This is a genomic window from Azospirillum aestuarii, from assembly GCF_016632405.1.
GTDB lineage: Bacteria > Pseudomonadota > Alphaproteobacteria > Azospirillales > Azospirillaceae > Azospirillum > Azospirillum aestuarii.
Genome location: NZ_JAEPIV010000010.1, coordinates 94,528 through 120,254 on the forward strand (window position 1 = coordinate 94,528; position 25,727 = coordinate 120,254).

The following is a 25,727-nucleotide window of genomic DNA, read 5'->3' on the forward strand; positions in this document are numbered from 1 at the left end:
GGAGGGCTCCCGGAAGCCCTCCGCGCTGCAGTTCCAGCACCCCCGGAGCAGAATCGGCGGGTCGAGTGTCAGGCGTTGACTGGGGCGCGGCCGGCGGTCTTTGAGATGAGCAAGGAACAGGAGCGTAAGCCCGGGAGCACGACGGAGCGCCCCCCTGGGCAGAGCGGACACCCGTGGCCAAGCCATCCTTGACCGCCCGGACAAGCCCAGCCGGGTGTCTCTTTTCAGGGCCGCGGACAGGTGCCCTGCAATACTATTGCACAAATTGCCCGTGCGGCGGGGCGCTTGGTATATTGCTCCGATTTGGCCGGCCAAATCAGAGCGATCGTGCTCCAGGGAGGATACGCTGATGGAGAACGCCAAAGCGGCGCACATCAACGAATTGGTCCGCGTCTCGGAAGGGACCGCGTCGAAGCGCGACGCCATCATCACCGCATCCTGGCGCCGGTGCGTGGCCGATCACAAGCTGGACCCGACTGTCCGGCGCGAAGCCTACATCCTGCCGCACGAGCGTCTGTGCCTGCACCGCGACGCGATGGACGAGTTCCTGCGCATGGCCCGCTTCGGGCTGGAGGCGCTGTATCATCAGGTGGCCGGCATGGGCTACGCCCTGCTGCTGACCGACAGCAACGGAGTCACCGTCGATTTCATCGGCGACCGGGCGTCGGACGACGATCTGCGCCGGACCGGCCTCTATCTCGGCGCGGACTGGAACGAGGGACGGGCCGGCACCTGCGCGGTCGGCACCTGCATCGCCACGGGCGAGGCGTTGACCGTCCACCAGACGGACCATTTCGACACGACCCACATTCCCCTCACCTGCACGGCGGCTCCGGTGTTCCACAGCGGCGGCGGGCTTGCGGCGGTGCTGGACATCTCCGCGCTCCGTTCGCCGGAGCCCAAGATCAGCCAGTATCTGGCCCTCCAACTGGTCAAGGCCTACGCGCACAAGATCGAAAACGCCAACCTCTACAACAATTTCCGCCGGGAGTGGGTGATCAAGCTCTCCGCCTCCCAGGAGTTCGCGGAGGTCGATCCGGACTTCGTGATCGCGCTGGACGGCGCCGGGCGGATCATCGGCTTCAATCACCGCGCGTGGAAACTGCTGGCCGGTGAGGGCGAGGACCGGGAGCATCCCATCGGACGATCCTTCTCCGACCTGTTCGACTGCCAGTTGGACGATTTGGTGCGGTTCGTGCGTTCCCTGCCCACCGACCAGCGCACCCTCCGCCTGCGGCGCAGCGGGACACCCCTGTTCGCGCAGGCGATGCCGCCGCCGGCCATCGCTGTCCCGCGCCCACGCAAAGGAAACGAGGGAAGCCTGCCCAAACCGCTCCAGGCGATGTGCGGAGGTGATCCGGCGCTGAAAGCGGTGCTGACGCGCGCGGCGAAGCTGGTGAACACGCGGATGAGCCTGCTGATCCACGGCGAGACCGGCACCGGCAAGGAACACCTCGCCAAGGCCCTGCACCAGTCGAGCGTGCGCGCGGCCAAGCCCTTCGTCGCCGTGAACTGCGCCGCGCTGCCGGAGGCGCTGATCGAGAGCGAGTTGTTCGGCTATGAGGCCGGCTCCTTCACCGGGGCCACGTCACGGGGCAAGAAGGGGCTGATCCTGGAGGCGGACGGCGGCACGCTGTTCCTGGACGAGATCGGCGACATGCCGCTGTCCTCGCAGACACGCCTGCTGCGCGTCCTGGCGGAGCGGGAGGTCACCCCCATCGGCCGCACCAAGGCGGTGTCGGTGGACGTGCGCGTCATTGCCGCGACCCACCGCGATCTGGTCGAGCTGATCAAGGCCGGGACGTTCCGCGACGACTTGTATTTCCGTCTCAACGGCGCGGTGTTCACCGTGCCGCCGCTGCGCCAGCGCGGCGACCTCGACTGGCTGATCGACCGGCTGCTGGCCGAGCGGACGGAGCGGGACGGCATCGGCTACACCATCGCCGCTCCGGCGCTGGCGGCCCTGCGCGCCCACGGCTGGCCCGGCAACGTGCGCGAGCTGGTGAACGCGCTCGACTACGCCTGCGCCGTCTGCACCGACGGGCTGATCGAACTGATGGATATTCCCGACCCCATGCAGCGCAGCGGCGTGTTCGAGGCGTGGCCGGCGGGCGCTCCGACGCCCGCCCCGGACTGCGACGACCCCGCCATCCGCCTGCGCGAGGTGCTGCGCCGCCTGCACTGGAACGTCTCGGCGGCGGCGCGGGAAACGGGCGTGGACCGCTCGACCATCCACCGCCAGATGCGCCGTTTCGGCATCGTCCCGCCGCACCGGCTGGATTGAGGCATGCCACACCTGTTGCAGCGCCCCTGCAACAGGTCATGCAACAGGTGAGGTGATCGCAACACCGCCACCCGTCGTGCAAACCGTTGCGGAAGCACGATAGTCAGCCACACGCACATTTGGCACGGCTCTTGCCATAGACCCCTTCAAAACATCGAAGCGAAGGGGGGACGCGTGGCACCGGCCATCGGCATCATTGCCAATCCAGTATCCGCGCGCGACATCCGCCGGGTCGTCGCGAACGCGGCGAACCTCCAGATCGCGGATCGTGCCAACATCGTCCTGCGGGTGCTGGCCGCGCTGCGCGCCTGCGGGGTCACCGACGTCCTGATGATGCCGGAGCATGGCGGCATCGGGCGTCATGTGGCGCGCGGGCTGTCGCGGGCGGCGGCGCACGGCGAGGCGCCTTATCCCGCCATTCACCCGCTGCCCATGCCGGTCACCGGCACCGTCACCGACACCCATCGGGCGGCGGACGAGATGCGCCGGGCGGGAGTCGCCGCCATCGTCGTGCTGGGCGGCGACGGCACGCACCGCGCCGTGGTGGCGCACTGCGGGGCGGTGCCCGTGGCCGGCATCTCCACCGGCACCAACAACGCCTTTCCCGAACACCGCGAGCCGACCATCACCGGGCTGGCGACCGGCTTGGCCGTGACCGGGCAGGTGCCCCCGGACATCGCCTTCGCGGCGAACAAGCGCATCGACGTGTCGCTCAACGGCCGGGTGGAGGAGATCGCGCTGGTCGATGTCGCTCTGGTGACCGAGCGCTACGTCGGGGCCCGCGCCCTGTGGAAGCCGGACAGCTTCCGCGAGCTGTTCGTCACCTTCGCCGACCCGGAGGTCATCGGCATGTCGGCCATCGCCGGTCTGCTGGAGCCCGTGACGCGGGAGGAGAGCGGCGGGCTGATGGTGCGTCTCGGCACACCGGCGTCCGGCATGACGGTGCTGCGCGCGCCCATCGCGCCGGGGCTGATGGCCTCGGTCGGCGTCGCTGATTGGCGCCGCATGCCGGCCGGCGTGCCCTTCGTGCCGGAGGTGAAGGCCGGCTCCATCGCGCTCGACGGCGAGCGGGAAATCGCATTCTCGGCGCAAGACCGCGTGTCCCTGACGCTCCGGGACGACGCCTTCCGCACCGTGAACGTGGGCGGCTGCATGCAGTACGCCGCCCAGAACAGGCTGCTGACCGGCGCCCCGGCGCCGGTCACGGCCGAGCCTTAAAAAAACCCGTCTTTGAAAAACCCGTCTTTGAAAAACCTGACAAGGGAGAAACGTCAGTGACCAACACCCCTTATCCACTCGACAAAGCGGACCTGCTGCAAGCCTACCGGACCATGCGGACCATCCGCGAGTTCGAGGAGCGTCTGCACATCGACTTCGCCAAGGGCGACATTCCGGGCTTCGTGCACCTCTACGCCGGCGAGGAGGCCTGCGCCACTGGCATTATGATGCACCTGAATGACAACGACCGCATCGCCTCGACCCATCGCGGCCACGGTCATTGCATCGCCAAGGGAGTCGATGTCCACGAGATGATGGCGGAGATCTACGGCCGTTCCACCGGCGCCTGCCGGGGCAAGGGCGGATCGATGCACATCGCCGACCTGTCGAAGGGCATGATGGGCGCCAACGGCATCCTGGGCGCCGGCGCGCCGCTGATCTGTGGGGCGGCGCTGGCCGCCAAGTTCCGGGGCGACGGTGGGGTCGGCATTACCTTCGTCGGCGACGGCGCGTCCAACCAGGGCACCTTCCTGGAGAGCATGAACCTCGCGGCGGTGTGGAACCTGCCGGTCGTCTTCGTGGTGGAGAACAACGGCTACGCCGAATCCACCGCCATGGAATGGGCGGTCTCCTGCGACAGCTACATCGACCGTGCCACCGGCTTCGGCCTGCCCGGCGTGACGGTGGACGGCACCGACTTCTTCGCGGTGTACGAGGCGGCCGGCGAAATCGTCAAGCGCGCCCGCGAAGGCGGCGGCCCGGCGCTGCTGGAATGCAACATGGTCCGCTTCTACGGCCATTTCGAAGGCGACGCCCAGACCTACCGCGCCAAGGGCGAGGTGGAGAACCTGCGCGCCAACCGCGACTGCATCAAGCTGCTCGCCCAGCGCCTGACCGAAACCGGCACCGTCGCCCCCGCCGAGCTGGAGGCCATCGACCGCGAGGTGAACGCGCTGATCGAGGACGCCGTGCGCTGCGCCAAGGCGGCCCCGCTGCCGGTCGCCGCCGACCTGCTGAAAGACGTCTACGTCGCCTACTGAGCGGCCCACGCCAAAAAATCGGCATTCACCGGAGGAAACACCATGTCCCGCAAAATCAGCATGAAGACGGCGATCAACGAGGCGTTGGACCTCGAAATGCGCCGCGACCCGACCGTCATCCTCATGGGCGAGGACATCGTCGGCGGCACCGGCGCGCCCGGCGAGGACGACGCCTGGGGCGGCGTGCTGGGCGTCACCAAGGGCCTGTTCGCCAAGCACGGCGACCGCCTGCTGGACACGCCCCTGTCGGAATCCGCCTACATCGGTGCGGCCATCGGCGCCGCCGCCTGCGGCATGCGCCCGGTCGCGGAGCTGATGTTCATGGACTTCATGGGCGTCTGCTTCGACCAGATCTTCAACCAGGCGGCCAAGTTCCGCTACATGTTCGGGGGCAAGGCGGAGACGCCGGTGGTGATCCGCGGCATGGTCGGCGCGGGCTTCCGCGCGGCGGCCCAGCATTCGCAGATGCTCACCCCGCTGTTCACCCATATTCCGGGGCTGAAGGTCGTCTGCCCGTCGAACGCCTATGACGCCAAGGGCCTGCTGATCCAGTCGATCCGCGACAACGACCCGGTCATCTTCTGCGAGCACAAGAACCTCTACGGTCATGAGACCGAGGTGCCGGCGGAGTCCTACGCCATCCCCTTCGGCGAGGCGAACGTGCTCCGCGACGGCGATCACGTCACCATCGTCAGCTACGGCCTGACCGTCCACCGCGCCATGGAGGCGGCGGACGCGCTCGCCAGGGACAAGGTGGAGGCGGAGGTCATCGACCTGCGCACCCTGTCGCCCATCGACTGGGACACCATCATCGACAGCGTGGAGCGCACCGGCCGGCTGGTCGTGGTGGACGAGGCGCACCCGCGCTGCAACCTCGCCACCGACATTTCGGCCTTCGTGGCGCAGAACGCCTTCGGCGCGCTGAAGGCCGGCATCCAGATGGTGACGCCGCCGCACACGCCGGTGCCCTTCTCGCCCTCGCTGGAAGACCTCTACATCCCCAGCGCCGAGGCCGTCGCCGCCGCCGTCCGCCGCACGCTGGCCCCCTCTCCCCGCAGCACCCTCGCCGCCTGATCCCGGAGCCGCTTTTTCATGACCACTCTCAACGAGCGCATCAAGCCCATCGTCATGCCCAAGTGGGGCCTGTCCATGTCGGAGGGCAAGGTCACCGGCTGGCTGAAGCAGCCGGGGGCCACCGTCAACCTGGGCGACGACCTGCTGGAGGTCGAGACCGACAAGATCACCAACGTGGTCGAGGCCGGCGAGACCGGCGTCCTGCGCCGGGTGCTGGGCGAGCCCGGCACCGTCTACCCGGTGAAGGCGCTGATCGCCGTGCTGGCCGAACCCGACGTGCCGGACAGCGACATCGACGCCTTCATCGCCAGCTACGCCGTCCCCGCCGCCGACGGCGGGGAGGACGGGGCGGATGCCGGTCCACGCTACGAGTTCGCCGAGACGGCGGCGGGCAACATCCGCTACGCCAGGCGCGGCGACGGGGCGACGACCGTGCTGCTGGTCCATGGCTTCGGCGGCGACCTCGACAACTGGCTGTTCACCATCGACGCCCTGGCGGAGGGCGCCACGGTCTACGCGCTGGATCTGCCGGGGCACGGCCAGTCTGCCAAGACGCTGCCCGACCCGACGCTGACCGGCCTGTCGAAAGCGGTCCAGGACTTCATGGACGCGGTGGGCATCGGGGCCGCGCATCTGGTCGGCCATTCCATGGGCGGTGCGGTGTCCATGCGCACGGCGCTCGACGCGCCGGAGCGGGTGGCGTCGCTGTCGCTGATCTGCTCGGCCGGTCTGGGGCCGGAAATCAACCAGGACTACATCGCGGGCTTCATCGACGCGACCTCGCGCCGCGACCTGAAGCCGGTGCTGGAAACCCTGTTCGCCGACGCCGGCCTCGTCAGCCGCCAGATGACCGACGAGCTGCTGAAGTACAAGCGGCTGGACGGCGTGGACGGTGCCCTTCGGGCCATTGCGTCCTCGATGTTCGAGAAGGGGGCGCAGAGGGCCATTCTCGGCGCGGCGGTCGGGGCCGCGAACGTGCCGACGCTGGTCGTGTGGGGCGCGGAGGATCGCGTCATTCCCGCCGCCCACGCCACGGCGCTGGGCTCCGCCGCGCGGGTCGAGGTGGTCCCGAACGCCGGTCACATGGTGCAGATGGAGGCGGCCGGGAAGGTCAACGCCCTCATCAAGGACCACGTCACGAAAAACGCCTGACCCTTCCACCCGTCCGGCCGGCTTGCGGGCTCTCCCCCGCGCCGGCCCTTGGAGACGCACCATGCCAAACCTCAAGGACAAGAGCATCATCGTCACCGGTGCCGGCCGCGGGATCGGCGCCACCATGGCCCGCGCGCTCGCGGCCGACGGCGCGCGGCTGATCATCGCCGATCGCACGGAGGACGATGCGAGGGCGGTCGCGGAGTCCATCCGCGCGAAGGGTGGCGACGCCGTCCCGGTCACGGTGGACGTCCGCGACCGCGCCGCGGTCCGCCGCATGATCGACACGGCCGTCTCGTCCTTCGGACGCCTCGACGTCCTCTTCAACAACGCGGGCGTCGCCCAGACCAAGCCATTTCTCGACATCACGGAGGAGGACTGGCGTTTCGTCACCGACGTCAACGCATTGGGCGTGCTGATCGGCATGCAGGAGGCGATCAAGACCTTCCGCGCGCAAGGCGGGGGCGGGAAGATCATCAACACCGCCTCCATCGCCGGCAAGCAAGGATACGAGCCGCTCGCCCATTACTCGGCCAGCAAGTTCGCGGTGGTTGCCTTGACCCAGGCGGCGGCGCGTGCCTTCGGCAAGGAGAAGATCACCGCCAACGCGATCTGCCCCGGCGTCGTCGCGACGGAGATGTGGAAGATCATCGACAAGGGCTTCCGTGACACCGGACTGACGACGGCCGAGGACGAGGCGTTCAACCATTTCGCGGCCGGCGCCGTGCTGGGCCGTCCTTCGACGGCGGAGGATCTGGTGGGGGTGGCACGCTTCCTCGCCTCGTCCGATTCCGACTTCATGACCGGCCAATCCCTGCTTGTCGACGGCGGAATGGTCTTCACCTGACCGCGGCCCGGCGATTTCGAGCTGACGCGCATCATCTCAGCGACAAAATTGGCAACAACAAAATTGGAGGAAACGACCATGACCACGATGAAGGCCGCCGGGTGGGCGCGGATCAAGGTGCATTGGTGCGGGATCTGCGGCTCCGACCTGCACGAATTGGTCCACAACAAGGACCGGAACGTGAAGATCATCGTGCAGCCGGCGGCCCCGGCCGTCGCGGCGGAGTAACGGCCATGCCCGCGTCACCCACTGCGCTTGTTCATCAGGCCGAGAAGCCGGCTTGGCTTCGAGCCCGCGCGCCGTCGACCGGTGCCAATGAGGACACCCGCGCCCTCGTCCGCCGACATGCCCTGCACACGGTCTGCGAGGAGGCCGCCTGTCCCAACATCGGCGAATGCTGGAGCAAGCGGCACGCAACGGTGATGATCCTGGGCAGCGTATGCACGCGGGCCTGCGCCTTCTGCAACGTGGCGACCGGACGGCCCGACGCGCTCGATCCGCGAGAACCGGACCGACTGGCCGAGGCGGTTCTGGAACTCGGCCTGCGCCATGTGGTCATCACCTCGGTGGACCGCGACGACCTGCCGGATGGCGGTGCCCGGCAGTTCGTGCGTTGCATCGAGCGGGTCCGCGCCGTCTCGCCCGCGACGACGATCGAGATCCTGACCCCCGACTTCCGCAACAAGACGGGAGCCGTCGAGACCGTCGCCGATGCCCGGCCGGACGTCTTCAACCACAACCTGGAAACCGTGCCGCGCCTGTACGCGACGGTGCGGCCGGGGGCACGCTACTATCACTCGTTGCGCCTTCTCGACCAAGTGAGGAACCGGCGCCCGGAGATCTTCACCAAGTCCGGCATCATGCTGGGCCTTGGCGAGGAGCGCGCCGAGGTGCTTCAGGTCATGGACGACCTGCGGGTGGCGGGCGTCGATTTCCTGACCGTCGGCCAGTATCTGCGGCCCACCCCGCGGCACCACCCGGTGGCGCGCTACGCCCCGCCGGGGGAGTTCGCCGAATATGAACGGGTGGCGCGGGCCAAGGGCTTCCGGATGGTTTCGGCAAGCCCGCTGACCCGCTCCTCCTACCACGCCGAACAGGACTTCGCGGCCTTGGTGCGAAGCGCAGGACAGCCGGTCCCAACCGGGCGGTGATGACCGCGGGATCGCTGCGCAGGGTGTCGTGGTCGTCGGCATCCGCGTTCCCGGCGGCGATCAGCAGGGCGCGGAAGCGGATCGTCTCCGCCAACCTGCGCTGAATGGGCTTGGGGGCATGTTCAAGCCCGAAGCGCATCGGCCAACCGCAACGTCGGAGCGGTGTCCACCCCACCCGGCCTTATGGTGGGGAGGTCGCCGGGACCGGAGTGGGAATGCCATAGGCGTGGGCGAGTTGGTTGAAGCTGTCGACGGTCGTCTGGTCGATGGGAATGCCAAGGGTCCTGCGGCGCTCCGCCTCCGCCCACTCCCGGTCGCCGGGCGCCATGACCGTTCGGCCCGGCACGGCCTGGGACCCGCGCAGGGCGGCCAGATAGCGCGCCATGTTGTCCTCGAAGTTTTCCCGCGGCAGGAAAGCGTCCGGACGGATCGCCATCACGAAGGCGCCCATGCCGCGCGGCGTGCTCAGGTCCGGTCCCGGCATCGGCAGGATCTCAAAGCTCAGCTTCATGCCGGTCAGGACAGCGCTGAGGATCTCAACGAAGCCCGCCAGCCCGGCCCCCTTGAAGCCGAACTCGCCGCCCAGCGGCGCCAGCATCTCGGCCCGCTCGGGATCGGTGGTGTTGCGTCCCTCGGGGTCCGACGCGGTGGCCTCGGGAAGCGCGAGCCCGAGGCTGCGGTAGAGCTGGACGCGGTTGTAGGGGATGGCGCTGGTGGCCATGTCGAACAGCCACGGATCACCGTCCTTCACCGGAACGGCGATGGCGATCGGGTTGGTGCCGTGGAAGCGTTCGGCGCCGTCGTGCAGCCGCATGAAGCTGTCGGAATTGCAGACGGCCATGCCGATGCAGCCCGCCTCCGCCGCGGCGAGCGCGAAGGCGCCGGCCGGGCCGAAATGGGAGTTGTTGCGGATGGCGACCGCCCCGATGCCGAACCGGCCGGCCAGTTCGACCGCCTTCTCCTGCGCGCGGTAGGCGCCAAGCGCGCCGTGGGCGTGGTCGGCGTCCAGCGTGGCGACGGCCCCGAATTCGGACAGGATGCGCGGAGCGGGACGCGGGTTCACCCGTCCCTGGGTCATGGTGGTCACATAGTGGCCGAGCAGCCGAACGCCGTGGCTGTCGACCCCCAGCCGAGAGCCGTGCATCATCGCGCGCGTGGCCGCGTCCGCCGTTGCCTCGTCCGCTCCCGCGGCCAGGAACACCGCGCGGCAGAAGGAATCCAGGGCTTCCGCGCCGTAGCGCGCGGTCGGCTGAGCCGGTCCGGTCACAGCGTCTGCCCTCCGTCGGCGACGAGCAGGCTTCCGGTCATGAAGCCGGACTCGTCGCTGGCCAGATAGACCGCGGCGGCGGCCATCTCCTCGACGGTGCCCAGGCGCCCCATCGGCTGGCGCGCGACGAACTGGGCCCGCATGCCCTCGGGATCGGCGCTCGACTGGATGCGCTCCTCCAGCGACGGCGAGTGGGTGGTGCCGGGGCACAGCGCGTTGCAGCGGACGCCGACGCCAATGAAGTCGCGGGCCACGGCCTTGGTCAGGCCGATCACCGCCGCCTTGCTGGTCCCGTAGGCGGTGCGGTTGGCGACGCCGGTCAGGCTCGACGCCACCGAGGCGACGTTCACGATGGAGCCCCGCCGCCGCTCGATCATGCCCGGAAGCGCCGCGCGGATGGTGTGGAACATCGAGGTGACGTTCTGGTCCAGGCTGCGCGCCCAATCCTCGTCGCTGCAGTCCAGGATGGTGCCGTTGTGGACCCACCCGGCGTTGTTGACGAGGATGTCGAGCGGCCCGGCCTCGGCGACGACGCGCCGGACCGCCGCCGGGTCGGTCACGTCGAGCGCGACCGGGGTGATCCGGGGATCGATGCGGGGAAGGTCCTCCATCTTGGACAGCGTGCGGCTGGCCGCGACGACGTCGGCCCCCTCCCTGGCGAAGGCGAGCGCGATGGCCTGTCCCATGCCCTGCCCCGCTCCGGTCACCAGGGCGCGTTTTCCGTCTAGTCTGCCGGTCATCGTGTTTGGAACTCCACCAGTCGGCGCCGCAAGGGGCGCCGGATTGGACGCAAGGATTCGCTGTATGGACCGGGAGGACGGCGTTTCCACCGCCGCACCCGGCCCGCCGCCATCATCCGAAGAGCAGGTTCGGGATCAGGAGGATGACCTCGGGCACGAAGATCAGAAGCAGGGTCGTCAGCCCGATGGCGATCATCAGGGGCAGGGACTCCCGCACATAGGCACCCACCGACACCCTCAGGATCGAGCAGACGGTGAACATCGCCGCCCCGACCGGAGGCGTGAAGTTGCCGATCGTCGCCGCGACGATGAAGACGATGCCGAAATGCACCGGATCGCCGCCCATCGCCCGCACGGCGGGCAGGAAGATCGGGGTCATCATGATGATGATCACCGTCGCGTCGATGAACAGGCCCGCCACCAGAACCAGGAGGACGATCAGGACCATCACCAGCTGGACATTGTCGGTGAGGCTGGTCAGGGACGAGGCGATGACTTCCGGGATGCGCTCGAAGACGATGCCGTAGCTGAAGATCGCCGACAGGCTGATGAGGAACATCGCGGAGCCGACGTCGGCGAGACTGACCTCCAGCGCCTCGACGAAACTCTTCGCCTTGAGCCGGCGGTAGATCGCGAAGCCGATGAACAGCGCGTACAGAACCGCGAAGGCGCCGATCTCCGAGGGCGTGAAGATGCCCATGCGCAACCCGACGAGCAGGATGACCGGGAACAGCAGAGCCCAGACGCCGCCCTTCAGAGCACTGCCGACTTCCGACAGGGACGCCCGTTTCGCCCGCTCCGGAGGGTATCCGCGCTTGTTGGAGGTGTACCAGACGGCGATGCTCATGGCGATGCCGAGCAGAAGCGCCGGGGCGAAGCCCGCCGCGAACATCCGTCCGATCGACACCTGGCCGATGGTCCCGTACAGGATCATGCCGATGCCCGGCGGGATCAGCGGGGTGAGAAGCGAGGTGAAGGAGATCACGCCGGCGGTGAAGCCGCGCGACATGCCCCGTTTCGTCATCTCCTCGCCGAGGATGCGCGACTGCATCGCCGCGTCCGCGATGGCCGATCCCGACACGCCGCCCATCAGCGCCGACAGGACGATCGAAATCTGGGCGAGGCCGCCCTTGAAGTGTCCGGTGGCCACCGACGCCAGATTCAGCAGGCTTTCGGTGATGCCAGACCGGTTCATGTAGTTGCCCGCCATGATGAACAGGGGAACGGCGAGCAGGGCGAAATTCTGGGTCTGGGACACCGTCACCTGGAGCGGGATGGTGAAGGGCAACTCCGGGTGCTGGAGGAAGAAGAGCACCCCCGAGATGCCGATCGCGAAGGCGACCGGCATGCCGATGAGAAGGAAGACCGCGAAGGCGAGAGAGACGAGCAACATGGTCAGGCGGTCTCCCCGGTGGCGGCAGCGGCGCACGGAACGCCGTCGGACCGCATCAGGGCCCGTATCTTGAGAATCGTGGTGATGAGCATCAGGGCCGCCCCGACGGCGATGCTGGAAGTGACCCAGGAATAGCTGACGCCGGGAATGCCGTTGAAGGTCCGGGACCGGCTGGTCCAGGCGAGCAGGGTGCCGCCGTAGACGGCGTAGCAGAGGAACAGCGCGATCGCCGCGTAGTTCACGAACAGCAGGGTCCGCTGGTACCGCTCGGACAGCTTCGCGGTCACCAGATCGAGGGACATCAGCATGTCCTTGCGCCAGGCGATGTCGGCGCACAGGAACACCGCCCAGGCGAAGAAGCAGGTCGCCAGATCGATGGTCCAGTTGAGCGGGTGCTGCATCATCCGCGCCACGCCGCCCAGCAGAAGCAACCCCACCATCAGCATCAGGAACAAGCCGGCGAGGATCGCCTCCAGCTTCAGGACATAGTCGTAGAGAGTCTTCATAAAGGCAGGCCTCGCCGGCTTCGGATGACTTAGCGACCCATTTCCTTGTAGACGGCCGCGCGCACCTCGGTGAGACCGAGCTTCTGGTACGCGGCGTCGCCGGCCTTGCGGAAGGCCTCCAGATCGACGTTGTCGGTCACCTTCATGCCGCCCTTGACCAGCGCGGCCTTCTCACCTTCGGCCGCGTCGGCGAGCACCTTCGACACCTTCTGGCCGGCGGCGCTGCATTCCTCGACCAGCGCGGTCTGGTAGTCGGCGGGCAGCTTCTTGAACCAGGCGGCGCTCACGACCTCGAAGTTGATCAGCAGGATGTGGCCGGTCTCGCTGACGTTCCGGACGACCTCCTGGAGATTGCCCGGACGGATGTTGGCGTAGGTCAGTTCCGCGCCGTCGACGGCCCGCTGCTGAAGGCCGGGGTAGATGTCGCCGAAGCTCATCGCCGTCGGGGCCGCGCCGATGGCGCGCACCGATTCCTGCCAGATGGGGGCCGGCGGGGTGCGGATGCGCAGACCGGACAGGTCGCCCGGATTGCGGACCGGCTTGTTGGCGAACACGTGGCGCTTGCCCTGCACGAAGTCGAAGCAGACGACCTGGAGGCCGTGCTTGTCCGCCAGCTCCGTCTTCCATTTCTTGACGATGTCGAGCTTCGACAGCGCGAAGGCCTCGTCGAGCGTCTCGATGAAGTACGGGCCGTTCAGGACCGCGATCTCACGGACATAGTTGCCGAGGCGGGCCGCATCGGTGTTCTGGCCGATGTTGGCGCCCTGGCGGATCTGCTCGATGATGTCCTCTTCGTTGCCGAGCTGGGCGCTGTGGAACACCTCGATCTTCAGGCCGCCGTTGGTCCGCTCCTCGACGCGCTTGGCCCATTCCTGGAACGCCGAGTGATAGGCTTCGACCGGGCTGTGGACATGGTTCATGCGCAGGATGTGCTTCTGCGTCTGGGCCTGGGCCATCCCCATGCCAGCGATCAGCGTCAGCGCGGTGGCTCCAAGAAAAGCGCCAAGGCGCTTGGACATGTTGGTCACTGCCTACTCCCTAGAATTTCTTATGAGTTCAGAGATCAAGGGCGCCCGTTGCTTTGAGCGCGGAGCCTGAAAAAGCCCTTATGTCATGCGTTTCTGCCCACTTCTGCGGAGCGGACAGGCGATGCGCGGATGGCGAACGGCTCAGCCAGCGCAACGTTCGGTTATCTTGCACACTTGTATCCAAGGATGCAAGATGGTACGGATCATCCAGAAGGCGATTTGATTGGTGTCCAATCAAATCCATGTTCGGACGGGATTGCGTCGGACAAGGGCGGCGTGATGGAGGGGAGGCACAACCAATAATGTCAAAGTGTTCGTCCGGCGGCACCAGACTTCGGTCCGGTTCCACCCGCGTCCCGGACTGTGTACAGCGGCGCTGCGACCTTGCGTGGGCCAATCCGATCCGGCGATAATCGCGATTCCGTACTCGGGAATGGCGATGTCCGCCGACGCAGCGGCTGGGGGTTATACGGTGAAGAACGAACGGCTGGTGTTGGAACGCAACACACTGGACAGCGTGATCTACAAGGAACTTCGGAAGAGGATCATTTCGCTGTCGTTCCAGCCCGGCTCGATGATCTACGAAAACGCCGTCGCCGATGAATACGGCGTCAGCCGGACACCGGTCCGTCAGGCCTTCTCCCGGCTGGCGAACGAGGGATTGCTGAGCATCCTGCCGCAGCGCGGCGCGCAGGTGTCCCACCTGTCCGCGGCCAAGGTGAAGGAGGCCCAGTTCATCCGGGAAGCGCTGGAGGTATCGGCGTTCGGGGAGGTGGCGCGCATCTGGAACAAAACCGCCGATCACAGCGCGGCGCAAGCCAAGGCGCTGGCGCTGATCGAGCAGCAGAGACAGGTCGTGCGGGAAAAGGACTATGTCGGTTTCACCGAACTGGACGTGGCGTTCCACGACACCGTCATCGGGGTTCTGGGAAACGTCATGCTGCTGGAGATGCTGAACGACGTGAGGACGCATCTGACACGGGTGCGCTTCCTCGAACTTCAGGAGGCCCACCATGAGGACGACGCGATCGCCGACCACGTCAAGCTGATGCGCTCGATCATGGCGAACGATGTCGCGGGGACCCAATCGCTCCTGCTGGCCCATTTGAAGATGATCGAGGCGATGCGCGACGACATCCTCAAGCGTCACGACATTCTCTTCGAGTAGAGCCCGTCCGGGGCTCCGCCGAGGAGCCCGTTCCCGGGCGGTTCATCCGGACATCGCTGACGGACGCAGACCCGGACCGGTCGGACAACCGGTGGGAAAGGGGGCGGCTTGCCCTGTGCGAACCGACGGCAAGACCAACGCCCCCGCAAGCGGGTACAATCAGGAGGAAACGAGATGAACAGACGGTCGATCCACAGCTACACCTGGATTCCGAAGTGGTCCACCAAGGACGGCGCCTACGCGGCAGAGCGCGCCGCGGCCTTCGGCTATGGCCAACTCGTCGTGCCGATCCGCGACCATGACAGCATCGAACCGGCGGCCATCGCCGCGCTGTGCGAGCGGGCCGGAGTCCGCCCCGTCGCGACCTCGCCGCTTCAGGTCGACAACGACATTTCGAGCACCGACCCGGACGTGCACCGCCGCGGGATCGAGCGGCATTGCGCGGCGCTCGCCCTGGCGCGCGACATGGGCGCGGACCGCATGGGCGGCATCCTCTACAGCGCCTTCGGCAAGGCGTCGAAGGTGCCGAGCGACGCCAACTTCCAGGCGGCGGCGGACGGGTTGCGGATCGTCGCCGAACGGGCCGCGTCCTACGGGATGCTGCTCGCACTCGAAGTGGTCAACCGGTACGAGAGCAACCTGATCAACACGGCGGAACAGGCCGTCCGGATGGTCAAGCTGATCGGCGCCGACAACGTCCGCGTCCATCTCGACACCTTTCACATGAACATCGAGGAAAACGACCTTCTGGGCGCGCTTGAGCTGGCGATGCCCCATCTCGGCTATTTCGAGATCGACCAGAACCACCGCGGCCGCCTGACGGAGGGGGCCATCGACTTCGCCCCGATGCTGCGCCGTTTGAAGGCGGCCGACTATCAGGGGCTGATCGGCGTCGAAGCCTTCTCCTCCGCCGTCTCGCACCCGGACATCACCGCGGGCGTCGCGTCCTGGCGCAACCTGTTCGACCATGGCGACGAGGTGGCGCGCGACGGGCAACTGCTGCTCGATCAGCACGGCCTCTGACGACGCCCGCCTGATCGAACCGCTGGCGGCCGCGCCGCGCCGGCAGGAGGCGCTGGTTCGGGCGATGAGTCCCGATCAAATCCGGCTGCGCCTGACCGTGTCGGAAACGCCCGCCGGCCAGCGGAAGGGCGCTGCGGAGTTCGGCGCGCTCCGCGGCGCTGGAGAGATCGATCACGCCCTGCCGCCGGGGCGCGAGGAATTTCGTCCATGCGCCCCGGCGGCCTACGACAGCCGACAGGTGTCCACGCAACCGATCCGTGACCGATACCCGATCGGCGTAAGGAAACCAGGATAAAATCCACCCCTCTTCAAACGACGTCTCCTCCGTGCAACACGATGGCCCCTTTGGCGACGCGATACGATCCCGACGGCACCGCCTCGCGGTCCCAGACTCCGTCGTTCGGCAGCGCGCGCAGCTTGTGACGCTCCACTTCGCGCTTCGTCACGGAGCGGGGGAAGCTCTCCACGAAGGCGATGAAGCGCGGAATCTTGAAGGCGGCCATGCGGCCCTCGCACCATGCGGCGATGGCGGCCGGCTCCACGCCGCTGCCCGGTTCGCGGATGACGAAGGCCTTGACCTCCTCCTCCCCCTTTTCGGACGGCGTGCCGACCACCACGACCTCGCGCACGCCCGGACACTGGCTGAGCACGCTTTCCACCTCATAGGCCGACACGTTCTCGCCACGGCGGCGCAGCCAGTGAGCCTGACGCCCCGTGAAGTGCAGATAGCCGTCCGCGTCCAGATGGCCGAGGTCGCCGGTGTGCAGCCACAGGTTCGACAGGCATTCCAGCGTGCGTTCCGGCGCGTTGAAATAGCTCGACATGAAGATGTGCGGGTAGCGGGGGCGCAGGGCGATCTGGCCGGTGACACCCGGCGGCACCGGCTGGTCGTCGTCATCGAGGATGGTCACCTCCGCCCAGCCATGGGTCAGGCCGTTGGCGCGCGGCTTCGGCGAGTTCATCCGGTTGTTGACGATCAGCACGCCGCCGGTCTCGGTCAGCGAATAGACGTTGACGAAGCCGATGCCGAACCGCTCCACGAAGCGGTCCGACACGGCGGGCGGGATCTGCCCCGTCACCCCCAGCGAGACGCGCACCCGGTGGTCGCGATCCGCCGGGCTCTCCGGCTGCTCGGTCAGCACGGTGATCATGGTGCCGATCAGATCGACGATGGTCGCCCCGGTCTCCCGCGCCCGCGCCCAGAAGTTGCTGCCGCTGAAGCGCCGGTCGATCACCGTGGGGATGTCGGCGACCATCGGCCCCATCACCCCCAGCATCAGTCCACCGACGTGGAACAGCGTCAGGATCGAGTAATGGACGTCGTCCGGCCGCGTCTCGAACGCCTCGACGTAGCGCATCCCCGCCGCGATCCAGGCGAAATGCGGCAAAAGCGCGCCCTTGGGCAGGCCGGTGGTTCCGCCGGTGTAGATGATGACCGCCGGATCGCCGCCGGACACCGCCACCACCGGCAGCGGATGCCCCGGCTCCAGCAGGTCGGCGAAGGGCGGGAAGCGCCCGCCGGTTCCCCCATCGCCATCCTCCACCGCATAGACGCGCATCGGCGGCAACCGCTCCGCGACCGCCTCGACCCGCTCCGCCAGTTCCCCGTCCACCACCAGGACGGCGGGCGTGGCATTGGTCAGGGTGTGGACGAGATCCTCCCCCACCAATCCTGCGTTCAGCGGCACCCAGATCGCCCCCAGCTTGCCGGCGGCGACCCAGGTCAGAAGATGCTCCGGCGCGTTGCGCAGGAAGCAGGCGACCCGGTCCCCCTTGCGCACCCCCAGCCGGTGCAGGTTGGCGGCGACACGGGTGGACTCCCCGTCCAGCTCCCGGTAGCTCATCGCCCGCCCGGCGACGGTCAGCCGGGGCGTGTCCCCGTGCTGAGCCGCGCGGGCGGCGACCAGCGCCGGCAGGGTTTCCCACTGCACCGGAACGCCGTGAATGCTGCGCGTGATGGTCATGCGGCGGGCCTCTCTCATTCCGGCAGGATGCGGCGCTTCTGAAGTTCCTGGAGGAGATCGACGAACATCTCCTCGCTGTCCACGCAGTCGTGGAAGCCCAGCTTGCGCGCCTTGATGGTGCTCATGTGGTGCGGATTGGGGCGCTGGCCGTAGCCGAACAGGAAGTCGGCGAACTGCCAGGACGGCACCACCTCGGTGTACTTGTAGGGCTTGAGACCGTGCTTGGCGACCACACGGTCCCAGATCGGCTCGTTCTGCGGCATGATGCGGGCCAGCGAGAAGGGCTGTGCCGGTTCCAGCTCCATGCGGAACAGCTCCGCCACCTTGGGGAACACGTTCTCCCAGACATAGACGTCGCCGTTGGCGATGTTGAAGACCTGGTTGGCGCATTGCGGGTTGGTGCCGGCCCATTCGGCGGCCTTGGCGATCAGCCGGGCGTCGGTCGCCTCGCCGATGCGCGACGCCCCGCCGGGGAAGCGCAGCGGCAGGCCGTATTCGCGCGACACGGCGGCGAAGACGCCGATGGCGGTGATGATGTTCAGCGGGCTGCCGACCGCAAGGCCGCAGACGATCTGCGGGCGCAGCACGCTCCAGCTCCATTCCTTGCCCTGCTGGCGTTCGCTGATCCAGTCCTGCTGGTCGTAGTAGAAGTTGGGGCGCATGTAGCGCGGATCGCTCTCGCGCGCCGGCTGGCGGAAGGGACCGAGATGGCCGCCATAAGCCTTGGTGCCCTGCAACAGTGTGATGTGGCGCAGGTTGGGCGACACCGCCTCGACATTCTCCACCACGTTCTTCAGCATGGCGAGGTTGGTCTCGACATGGTCCCATTCCGACCAGCCGCGCGTCACGTCGGGCTTCTCGTAGACGGCGGTGTAGCAGATGTTGGTGACGCCCTTGATCGCGCGCAGCTTGCGGCAGTCGTCGGGGTCGCGCAGATCGACGGCGGCCCATTCGGCGGTGGTCTCGAAATCGGGGGTGCGGCGCGACACGCCGCAGACGTCCCATTCCGTGGAGGCTTCGAAATGCTCCAGCATCGGGCGGCCGACGGTCCCCAGCGCACCCACGATCAGCATCTTCTGACGGGCCATGAACACGATCCTTCTGTGCGGAAGTCTTCAGAAAAGGGTCATCAGGTATTGGCGGTCGCCCAGCGGTTCGGGCGGACCCTCGTAAATCTTGCGGCCGGTGCGCAGCACGGTGACGCTCTGTGCGATGGGCAGGGCGTGGACGACGTTCTGCTCGACCATCAGCACGGCCATGCGCAGCGTCCGGTTGACCTCGGCGATGGCCTCCATGACGCGCTGGACGAGGTTGGGGGCGAGGCCGATCGACGGCTCGTCGAGGATCATCACGTCGGGGCGGTGCATCAGCGCCATGCCCATCGCCAGCATTTGCTGCTGCCCGCCCGACATGGTGCCGGCGATCTGGCCGGCGCGTTCGCGCAGGATCGGGAACAGGTCCATCACCGCGTCGCGGTTCGTCCGGATCTCCGCCGGGTCCTGCGCCGTGTAGGCGCCGAGTTCCAGGTTCTCGCGCACGGTCAGGCTGCGGAAGATGCCATGCCCCTGCGGAACCAGCGCGATCCCCGCCTTCACGTTGTCGGCGCAGCGCCGCCGGGTGATGTCCTCCCCCCGGTAGCGGACGGTCCCGGATGTCGGCCGCAGCAACCCGAAGACGGAGCGCACCAGCGTCGTCTTGCCGGCCCCGTTGTGGCCCAGCAGCACACGGATCTCGCCGGCCCGCACCGTCAGGTCCACCTCATGGACCACCGCCCGCTTGCCGTAGCCGGCGCTGAGGCCGCGCACCTCCAGGACGGGTTCGGCGATCGGCATGGTGTGAATCTCGGTCATCCGAAATACCTCTCGGCGAGTTCGCGGTCGCGCATCAGCGTGTCCGGCGGTCCCTTGGTCAGCACGCGGCCCTCGTCGATGAAGACGATCTCGTCGCAGACGCCGCGGATGACCTCCAGATTGTGCTCGATGATGCAGACGGCCTTGTTGGCGCGGGCGAGGTCGCGGATCACCCCGCAGATGCGCTCCACCGTCACGGTGTCCAAGCCGGACAGCGGCTCGTCGAGCAGCAGCACGTCCGCCCCGGTCGCCAGCAGCCGGGCGATGACCAGAAGCTTCTCCTCCGCGTAGGACAGGTTGGCGGCGGTCTCGTCGGCCTTGGCGAGCAGTCCGACGAAGGAGGCGATCTCCAGCGCGCGGGCGACGTTCTCGCGGTCGGCCCGGCGGACCAGGCCGGGGCGGAAATAGACGTCGAGCGGGCGGTCGCCCGGCTGCGCGGGCAGCGAGACCAGGATGTTCTCCACCACCGTCAGCTTGGTGAACAGCTTCAGGTCCTGGAAGGAGCGGGCCAGCCCGGTGGCCACCACCTCGTGCGGCTTCAGTTTCGTCACGTCGCGGCCCCGGTAGAGGATGGTGCCGCCGGTCGGGCGCAGGAAGCCGGACAGCAGGTTGAAGGCCGTCGTCTTGCCGGCGCCGTTGGGGCCGATCAGCCCGACGATCTCGCCGCGCTTCAGGTCGATGGTCAGGTCCTTGACCGCCTGGATGCCGCCGAAATGCTTGGACAGCGAGGTCGCGGAGACCACCACCTCCCCCGGCGTGCCGCTCGCGCGCTCCAGCGCACCCGTCAGCGGACCGTTGGCGGGAACGCTGGACCGCGCGGCCCCGGTCGGGGTGCGGAACACCGTCTCGGGGAACAGCCCCTCAGGGCGCAGGCGCAGGATGACGATCAGCACGACGCCGTAGATCACCTGTCGCACCATGTCGGCGATGTCGCCCGGCACATGGACGAACTTCAGCCCTTCCGGCAGCAGCACCAGGATCGCCGCCCCGGCCAGCGAGCCCCACAAATTGCCCATGCCGCCCAGGATCACCATGGCGAGGATGAGGATGGTCTCCTCGATGGTGAAGGATTCCGGGTTCACGAAGGCGATGTAGTGGGCGACCAGCGAACCGGCGACCGAGGCCAGCCCCGCCGACATCGCGAAGACCACCAGCTTCATGCGGACGAGGTTCTTGCCGACCGCCTGGGCCGCCGCCTCGTTCTCCCGCATGGCGCGCAGGGAGCGTCCGAAGGGCGAGGCGCCGAGCCTCCAGGCGACGGCGCAGCACAACGCCGCCATCACCGCGGCCAGCGGCAGGAAACTGACCGGGCTGGTCAGCGCGGTGCCGAACAGCGACACCGGGGGGATGCCGGGGATGCCGTCCGGCCCGCCGGTCAGCGGCTTGCTGTTCATCAGCACATCGATGGTGATGGCCTGCAACGCCAGCGTGATGACGACCAGATAGTGGCTTCCCACCCGCATGGCGGGAAAGGCGACCAGCAGGCCGATGGCGGCGGTGACCACCGTGCCGGCCAGCAGGGTGAGGGGAAAGCCGATGCCGAGCTTCGTCGCCAGGATGCCGGCGGCGTAGGCCCCGCTGGCGTAGAAGGTGGCGTGCGCCAGCGCGAAGATGCCGCCGAAGCCGATCAGCAGGTTGAAGGAAGTCGCCAGGATGCCGTAGAGGCAGACCATGACGAGGATGTGAGCGAGATATTCCATGGCTGTGCCTCTCCCTCAAGCCCGGCGGACGATGCCGGAGGGGCGGGCGAGCAGGAACCCGAACAGCACCACGAAGACGATGGTGTTCTGCCACTCGGTGGGGATCTGCCACATGCCCAGGCTCTGCACGAAGGCCAGCAGGAAGGCGGCGATGACCGCCCCGCGCAGCGACCCCACCCCGCCGACGATCACCGCGACGAAGGCGACGAACACCGCGCCGAAGCCCATGTTGGGGTTCAGCCCGTCGCGCAGCAGAACCAGCGACCCGGCCACCGCCGACACCGCCGATCCCAGCGCGAAGACCAGGATGGACAGACGCGTGGTGTCGATGCCGATGACGGTGGCCATCTCGCGGTTGTCGGCCATGGCGCGGATGGCCTTGCCGTAGCGGCTGGCCCGCAGGAACAGCGCGATGCCACAGCCGACCAGCAGCGCCGCCGCCACCTGCCCCAGTTGCACCGTGGTGAAGAAGGCGTTGCCGACGAAATGGACGTCGTAGGCGACGCTGTCCACCGTCTTGACCCCGGTGCCGAAGACGATGCCGATCAGGTTCTTCATGACGATGAACAGGCCGAGCGAGGCGACCAGAACGACGAAGGGCGGGCTGCCGCTGATCTCGAACGGGCGGTAGATGAACAGGTAGCAGCCGACGCCGAGCGCCGCGGTCAAGGCGACGCCCAGCAGCACCGCCGCCCAGAAGGGCAGCCCGACGAGCACCGCCAGCGCCCAGATGGCGTAGGCGCCGACCGCGTAGACCGGCCCGTAGGCGAAATGCACGACGCCGGTCGTTCCGAAGATCAACGCGAACCCCATCGCCAGCAGGGCGAAATGCGCGCCGTTGAACAGACCGTTCAGGGTCAGTTGGATGAGCAAGTCCATGGAATGGCGCTCCTGTCTATGTCCCCCTCTCCCCTCCGGGGAGAGGGTTGGGGTGAGGGGGATGCGCGTGTCGGAGCGTCCGGCAAAAGCGCAACCCCCTCACCCTCCCCTCTCCCCGCTTTCGGCGGACCGAAGGTCCGCCTGTCGCGTCAGCGCAAACTTCGTTTGCGCGTGAGCGGAGGGGAGAGGGTTACTGCATTGAATCCGCAGTCATTCGCCCGAGGTGAACTTCACGAACTGCTGTTCGCCGTTCTCCAGGCGGAACACCGCCACGGGCTTCTGCGCCACGCCGTTCTTGCGGAAGGTCAGTGTCTTGCCGTAGACGCTGTCGAAGGTCGGGTTCTCCCACAGCGCCTGGACCAGACGCTCGCCGCTGTAGTAATCGCCGCCCTTGGCCTTCGCCCGCCGGATCAGCTCGGCGACGACGTAGACGCCCTCGTAGTAGTTGGCGGCGTAGAAGTCGGGCATCTCGCCGAACTTCGCCTTGTAGGCGTCGGCGAAGCGCTTGGACCAGGGATTCTCGTCGGTAGCGGCGAAGTAATCGGTGACGACCTCCACCCCCTCGGCGTGCCGGCCGGCGACCTTGGTGTCCTCGGCGGTCCATTCCATGCAGTAGACCGGCTGCTTCATGCCCAGCTCGCGCATGCGCTTCACCGCCAGCCCGGCCTGCGGCGTGGTCGGCCAGTTGGCGATGGCGTCGGGCTGGGAGGCGCGCAGCTTGGCGACCTGGGTGTCGATGTTGGCGGCGTCGGCCTGGAACTGCTCGGCGGCGACCATCTTCAGCCCCATGCCCTCCCACGCCTTGGTGGTGGCGGCGATGGTGGCGTCGCCGAACTCCGACTTGATGGCGATCTGGGCGAGCTTCTTGGCTCCCTGCTCCGCCGCGCGGTGGGCGATGCCGGCGGCCAGATCCGACGCCATGGAGCGGATGTTGAACATGTAGGGGGAGGTGCCGACCGTCTGGGCGCTGACCCCGCCGCCGTTGATCATCATCACCTTCTTCTGGTCGCCGATGGGCATGGTGGCCAGCGTCACCGTGGAGAAGGAGGGCAGCACCGCCTTCACCCCCTCGACGTCGATCAGCCGGTTCATGCCGGCGACGGCGGCCTGGGCGCTGCCGCTCTTGTGGTCCTCGATGACCAGTTGCAGCTTGATGCCGTCGATGCCCCCCTGGGCGTTGATCTCGTCCACGGCGAGCTGCGCCCCGGCGCTCATCACCTTGCCGTAATGGGGCGAGGCGCCGGTCATCGCGAAGATGCCGCCGATCTTGTAGACCGCCGGGTCGGCGGCCAGGGCGGTGGTGGACAGTGCGGCTGTGGACAGGGCGCTGCTCAGCACGAGCGCGGCGAACAGGGTGCGTTTCGACATCGTTCCCTCCCAGGAATCCGTTGTTCGGGGGTGACGCGGTCCCGTTGGCGGGACTCGTTGCCGTTTCGAAAGAAATCAGCGGGCAAAAGACAGCCCGGACAGCAGCCGCCGGACGGACGGCGCCGCGTGGTTCTCGGCCAGCAGGGGAGCCAGCCTTGCGGTCTTCTCCGCCATCGACGGGCGGCTCTCCATCCGCAGGATGCGCCGGCCCACCGCCAGGGCGTCCAGCCGGTCGCGGTACCAGGCGATGCGCGCCTCCGCCGCCTTGGCAAAGCCGTCGGCGGGCAGGATCTCGGTCAGGAATCCGAAGCCGTAGGCCTCCGCCGCGTCCATCATCCGGCCCCCCGCCAGGATCTGGAAGGCCAGCGCCGCCGGCAGCCGTTCCGTCAGGGCGGCATGGACGAAGGCCGGATAGAGGCCGAAGCGCATCTCCGGAAAGCCGAACTGCACGTCCTCGGCGCCCAGCACAAGGTCGCTGAGGCACGCCACGATGCAGCCGGCGCCCAGCGTCCGGCCATGGACCACGCTGATCACCGGAACCGCCGAGCCGTGCAGCGCCTGCATCGCCGCCCGCAGCGCCTCCTCCTGGGCGGCGAAGGCCTCGGCACCGCGGCTCATCTCGGCGACGTCGCCACCGGCGCAGAAGCCGCGCGGCCCGGCGCCGTCGATCGCCACCAGCGCTATTCCGGCGGCGGGAGCGCCGTCCACAGCCTCGGCCAGCGCCCGCAAGGTCGCGGTGTCGAGCGCGTTGATCTTCGCGGGGCGGTTCAGGGTGATGCGCCGCAGATCGCCATCGTCGCGGACGAGAAGCGTTTCGGTCATGACGCCGCCCTCCCCGCCCCGTGCCGGATGCGTCCGGCGATCACCGTTTCCCCATGCTGGTTGTCGATCCAGACGTCGTAGCCGTCGCCATCGACGCGGCGCTGGCCGCCCGCGGTCACCACGTCGTCCTCGCGCACCGGGCGCAGGAAGCGGATGTCGAGCGTCGCGTCGGACACCGCCGCCTCGCCCAGGCTGCGGCGGACCGACTGCCAGAGCAGGTTCACCGACAGCAGACCGTGGGCGATGATGCCCTTCATCGGCGTCGTCGCCGCGAAGTCTGGATCGACGTGGATCGGGTTGAAGTCGTCGGTCAGCTCGGCGTAGAGCCGGATCGCCGCGCGGTCGATCCGCTTGGTGACCGGGGTCAGGCGGTCACTGGTGGTCGTCCCGTCCGCCATGGTCAGGCCGCCCACAGGATAGTCATACGGCCGCGGAAACAGGGGGTCCCGTCCTCCCCCACCGTCTCGGTGTCGAAATGGACCCAGCGGCGGTCGCGCTTCAGCTCCTTTCCGGCGCAGGCGATGCGGGTGGTCAACCGCTCCCCGACCGCCGGGCGGCGCAGCATCTCGTAACGCTGGGACCCGTGGATGTTCCCCGGCGGGCGCGGCACCACCAGATCGGAATAGGCCCGCATGGTGGCTACCGCGATCATCCCGGCGGGTATCCGCCCGTCCGGCGGGTCGTCGGGGTAGAGGCTGGTCCAGCGCTGCATCAGCGCGTCGGACAGGTGCAGCTCCTGGGCGCCGAAGGCGGTGCCCTCCTGGAGCGTGTCGAACAGATGCATGGATGGTCCCTCCCGAAGGGTTGGGTTCACTCCACCAGGGGCCGGACCTGCGGCAGCGCGCCGCCGCCGGCCAGCGGCTCGAACAGGACGCGGACGCGCAGGCCGATGCGGGCGTCCTCCGGCGGGCAACCGCGCAGATTGACCATCAGGCGGAAGCCCTCGTCGAAATCGACCAGCGCCAGCGCGTAGGGCGTGTCCGCCTTGAAGGCCGGGGTCGGCGCCCGGTGAACGATGGTGAAGCTGTGGATGGCGCCGAGCCCCGCGGACCGCTCCGTCACCGGCCCTGCGGCCCGGCACTCGGTGCAGAAGGGCCGCGGCGGGAACTGGACGTGGCCGCAGGCGGCGCAGCGCTGATAGGTCAGCACCCCCTCAGCGCAGGCGTCCCAGAAGGCGCGGGTGTCGGCGGTGACCAGCGGAACGGGCTTTGCGGCCATTGGATCTTTGGCGGATGGATCGGTCGCGGACATCG

The 25,727-nt window shown here is 68.0% G+C and carries 26 protein-coding genes; 11 read left to right on the forward strand and 15 right to left on the reverse strand.

Annotated features, from left to right (window positions below):
* Positions 1-349 precede the first annotated feature (349 nt).
* From JJL56_RS18335 to lipA, 8 genes are all read left to right on the forward strand, one after another.
* Entirely contained in the window at positions 350-2,284 is a 1,935-nt protein-coding gene (locus JJL56_RS18335) for a sigma-54-dependent Fis family transcriptional regulator (RefSeq protein ID WP_200485848.1), read from the forward strand.
* Positions 2,285-2,458: 174 nt separating this feature from the next.
* On the forward strand, positions 2,459-3,502 hold the full coding sequence (locus JJL56_RS18340; protein ID WP_200485849.1) for an NAD(+)/NADH kinase: 1,044 nt from the start codon (positions 2,459-2,461) through the stop codon (positions 3,500-3,502).
* A 56-nt stretch (positions 3,503-3,558) separates the two neighbouring features.
* Entirely contained in the window at positions 3,559-4,542 is a 984-nt protein-coding gene (locus tag JJL56_RS18345) for a thiamine pyrophosphate-dependent enzyme (RefSeq protein ID WP_200485850.1), read from the forward strand.
* 42 nt (positions 4,543-4,584) lie between these two features.
* The gene (locus JJL56_RS18350) at positions 4,585-5,616 is read left to right on the forward strand and encodes an alpha-ketoacid dehydrogenase subunit beta (protein ID WP_137115767.1); all 1,032 of its coding nucleotides are present in this window, start codon (positions 4,585-4,587) and stop codon (positions 5,614-5,616) included.
* Between the two features lie 18 nt (positions 5,617-5,634).
* A complete protein-coding gene (locus tag JJL56_RS18355) occupies positions 5,635-6,768 on the forward strand; it encodes an acetoin dehydrogenase dihydrolipoyllysine-residue acetyltransferase subunit (RefSeq protein WP_200485851.1) in 1,134 nt (377 codons plus the stop codon).
* Positions 6,769-6,829: 61 nt separating this feature from the next.
* Positions 6,830-7,615 carry an SDR family NAD(P)-dependent oxidoreductase gene (locus JJL56_RS18360; RefSeq protein ID WP_200485852.1) on the forward strand — a complete coding sequence of 262 codons (786 nt, stop codon included), beginning with the start codon at positions 6,830-6,832 and terminating at the stop codon, positions 7,613-7,615.
* Positions 7,616-7,693: 78 nt separating this feature from the next.
* Positions 7,694-7,843: an alcohol dehydrogenase catalytic domain-containing protein gene (locus JJL56_RS18365; protein ID WP_145627578.1), complete on the forward strand. Its 150-nt coding sequence runs from the start codon at positions 7,694-7,696 to the stop codon at positions 7,841-7,843.
* Between the two features lie 5 nt (positions 7,844-7,848).
* Positions 7,849-8,766, forward strand: a complete 918-nt coding sequence (gene lipA / locus JJL56_RS18370) for a lipoyl synthase (RefSeq protein ID WP_200485853.1) — start codon at positions 7,849-7,851, stop codon at positions 8,764-8,766.
* A 181-nt stretch (positions 8,767-8,947) separates the two neighbouring features.
* On the opposite strand, the gene JJL56_RS18375 is transcribed toward lipA, so the two are convergent.
* From JJL56_RS18375 to JJL56_RS18395, 5 genes are all read right to left on the reverse strand, one after another.
* Positions 8,948-10,033 carry an Ldh family oxidoreductase gene (locus JJL56_RS18375; RefSeq protein ID WP_200485854.1) on the reverse strand — a complete coding sequence of 362 codons (1,086 nt, stop codon included), beginning with the start codon at positions 10,031-10,033 and terminating at the stop codon, positions 8,948-8,950.
* Positions 10,030-10,773, reverse strand: a complete 744-nt coding sequence (locus tag JJL56_RS18380) for an SDR family oxidoreductase (protein WP_200485855.1) — start codon at positions 10,771-10,773, stop codon at positions 10,030-10,032. Before JJL56_RS18380 ends, JJL56_RS18375 begins: the two co-directional genes overlap by 4 nt.
* Before the next feature lie 112 nt (positions 10,774-10,885).
* Entirely contained in the window at positions 10,886-12,166 is a 1,281-nt protein-coding gene (locus tag JJL56_RS18385) for a TRAP transporter large permease (protein WP_200485856.1), read from the reverse strand.
* A gap of 2 nt (positions 12,167-12,168) precedes the next feature.
* Positions 12,169-12,672, reverse strand: coding sequence for a TRAP transporter small permease (locus JJL56_RS18390; protein WP_200485857.1), 504 nt, complete (start codon positions 12,670-12,672; stop codon positions 12,169-12,171).
* A gap of 29 nt (positions 12,673-12,701) precedes the next feature.
* Positions 12,702-13,691, reverse strand: a complete 990-nt coding sequence (locus JJL56_RS18395; protein ID WP_211110674.1) for a C4-dicarboxylate TRAP transporter substrate-binding protein — start codon at positions 13,689-13,691, stop codon at positions 12,702-12,704.
* 448 nt (positions 13,692-14,139) lie between these two features.
* Here JJL56_RS18395 and JJL56_RS18400 point away from each other — a divergent pair, with 448 nt between their 5' ends.
* From JJL56_RS18400 to JJL56_RS18410, 3 genes are all read left to right on the forward strand, one after another.
* Positions 14,140-14,868, forward strand: coding sequence for a GntR family transcriptional regulator (locus JJL56_RS18400; protein WP_211111904.1), 729 nt, complete (start codon positions 14,140-14,142; stop codon positions 14,866-14,868).
* 174 nt (positions 14,869-15,042) lie between these two features.
* On the forward strand, positions 15,043-15,891 hold the full coding sequence (locus tag JJL56_RS18405; protein ID WP_200485858.1) for a sugar phosphate isomerase/epimerase family protein: 849 nt from the start codon (positions 15,043-15,045) through the stop codon (positions 15,889-15,891).
* Positions 15,836-16,186: a hypothetical protein gene (locus tag JJL56_RS18410; protein WP_200485859.1), complete on the forward strand. Its 351-nt coding sequence runs from the start codon at positions 15,836-15,838 to the stop codon at positions 16,184-16,186. Before JJL56_RS18405 ends, JJL56_RS18410 begins: the two co-directional genes overlap by 56 nt.
* Positions 16,187-16,199: 13 nt before the next feature.
* Here the strand turns inward: JJL56_RS18410 and JJL56_RS18415 are convergent, their stop codons facing one another.
* The 10 genes from JJL56_RS18415 to JJL56_RS18460 form a co-directional block, all read right to left on the reverse strand.
* Positions 16,200-17,855, reverse strand: coding sequence for an AMP-binding protein (locus JJL56_RS18415; protein ID WP_247891133.1), 1,656 nt, complete (start codon positions 17,853-17,855; stop codon positions 16,200-16,202).
* A 14-nt stretch (positions 17,856-17,869) separates the two neighbouring features.
* A complete protein-coding gene (locus JJL56_RS18420; protein ID WP_200485861.1) occupies positions 17,870-18,943 on the reverse strand; it encodes an SDR family oxidoreductase in 1,074 nt (357 codons plus the stop codon).
* A gap of 27 nt (positions 18,944-18,970) precedes the next feature.
* Entirely contained in the window at positions 18,971-19,705 is a 735-nt protein-coding gene (locus tag JJL56_RS18425; protein ID WP_200485862.1) for an ABC transporter ATP-binding protein, read from the reverse strand.
* Positions 19,702-21,405, reverse strand: coding sequence for a branched-chain amino acid ABC transporter ATP-binding protein/permease (locus tag JJL56_RS18430; protein ID WP_200485863.1), 1,704 nt, complete (start codon positions 21,403-21,405; stop codon positions 19,702-19,704). The genes JJL56_RS18425 and JJL56_RS18430 overlap by 4 nt, the downstream gene beginning before the upstream one ends.
* A gap of 15 nt (positions 21,406-21,420) precedes the next feature.
* Complete coding sequence (locus tag JJL56_RS18435) at positions 21,421-22,284, reverse strand: branched-chain amino acid ABC transporter permease (RefSeq protein ID WP_145627553.1); 864 nt, start codon at positions 22,282-22,284, stop codon at positions 21,421-21,423.
* 210 nt (positions 22,285-22,494) lie between these two features.
* Positions 22,495-23,652: an ABC transporter substrate-binding protein gene (locus tag JJL56_RS18440; protein WP_200485864.1), complete on the reverse strand. Its 1,158-nt coding sequence runs from the start codon at positions 23,650-23,652 to the stop codon at positions 22,495-22,497.
* Positions 23,653-23,727: 75 nt separating this feature from the next.
* Entirely contained in the window at positions 23,728-24,474 is a 747-nt protein-coding gene (locus tag JJL56_RS18445) for an enoyl-CoA hydratase/isomerase family protein (RefSeq protein ID WP_200485865.1), read from the reverse strand.
* Positions 24,471-24,872, reverse strand: coding sequence for a MaoC family dehydratase (locus JJL56_RS18450; RefSeq protein ID WP_200485866.1), 402 nt, complete (start codon positions 24,870-24,872; stop codon positions 24,471-24,473). The genes JJL56_RS18445 and JJL56_RS18450 overlap by 4 nt, the downstream gene beginning before the upstream one ends.
* Positions 24,873-24,874: 2 nt before the next feature.
* Positions 24,875-25,258 (reverse strand): MaoC family dehydratase, encoded by a 384-nt coding sequence (locus JJL56_RS18455; protein WP_145627545.1) that lies wholly within the window; start codon positions 25,256-25,258, stop codon positions 24,875-24,877.
* 26 nt (positions 25,259-25,284) lie between these two features.
* On the reverse strand, positions 25,285-25,725 hold the full coding sequence (locus tag JJL56_RS18460; protein WP_247891134.1) for a Zn-ribbon domain-containing OB-fold protein: 441 nt from the start codon (positions 25,723-25,725) through the stop codon (positions 25,285-25,287).
* Positions 25,726-25,727 lie beyond the last annotated feature (2 nt).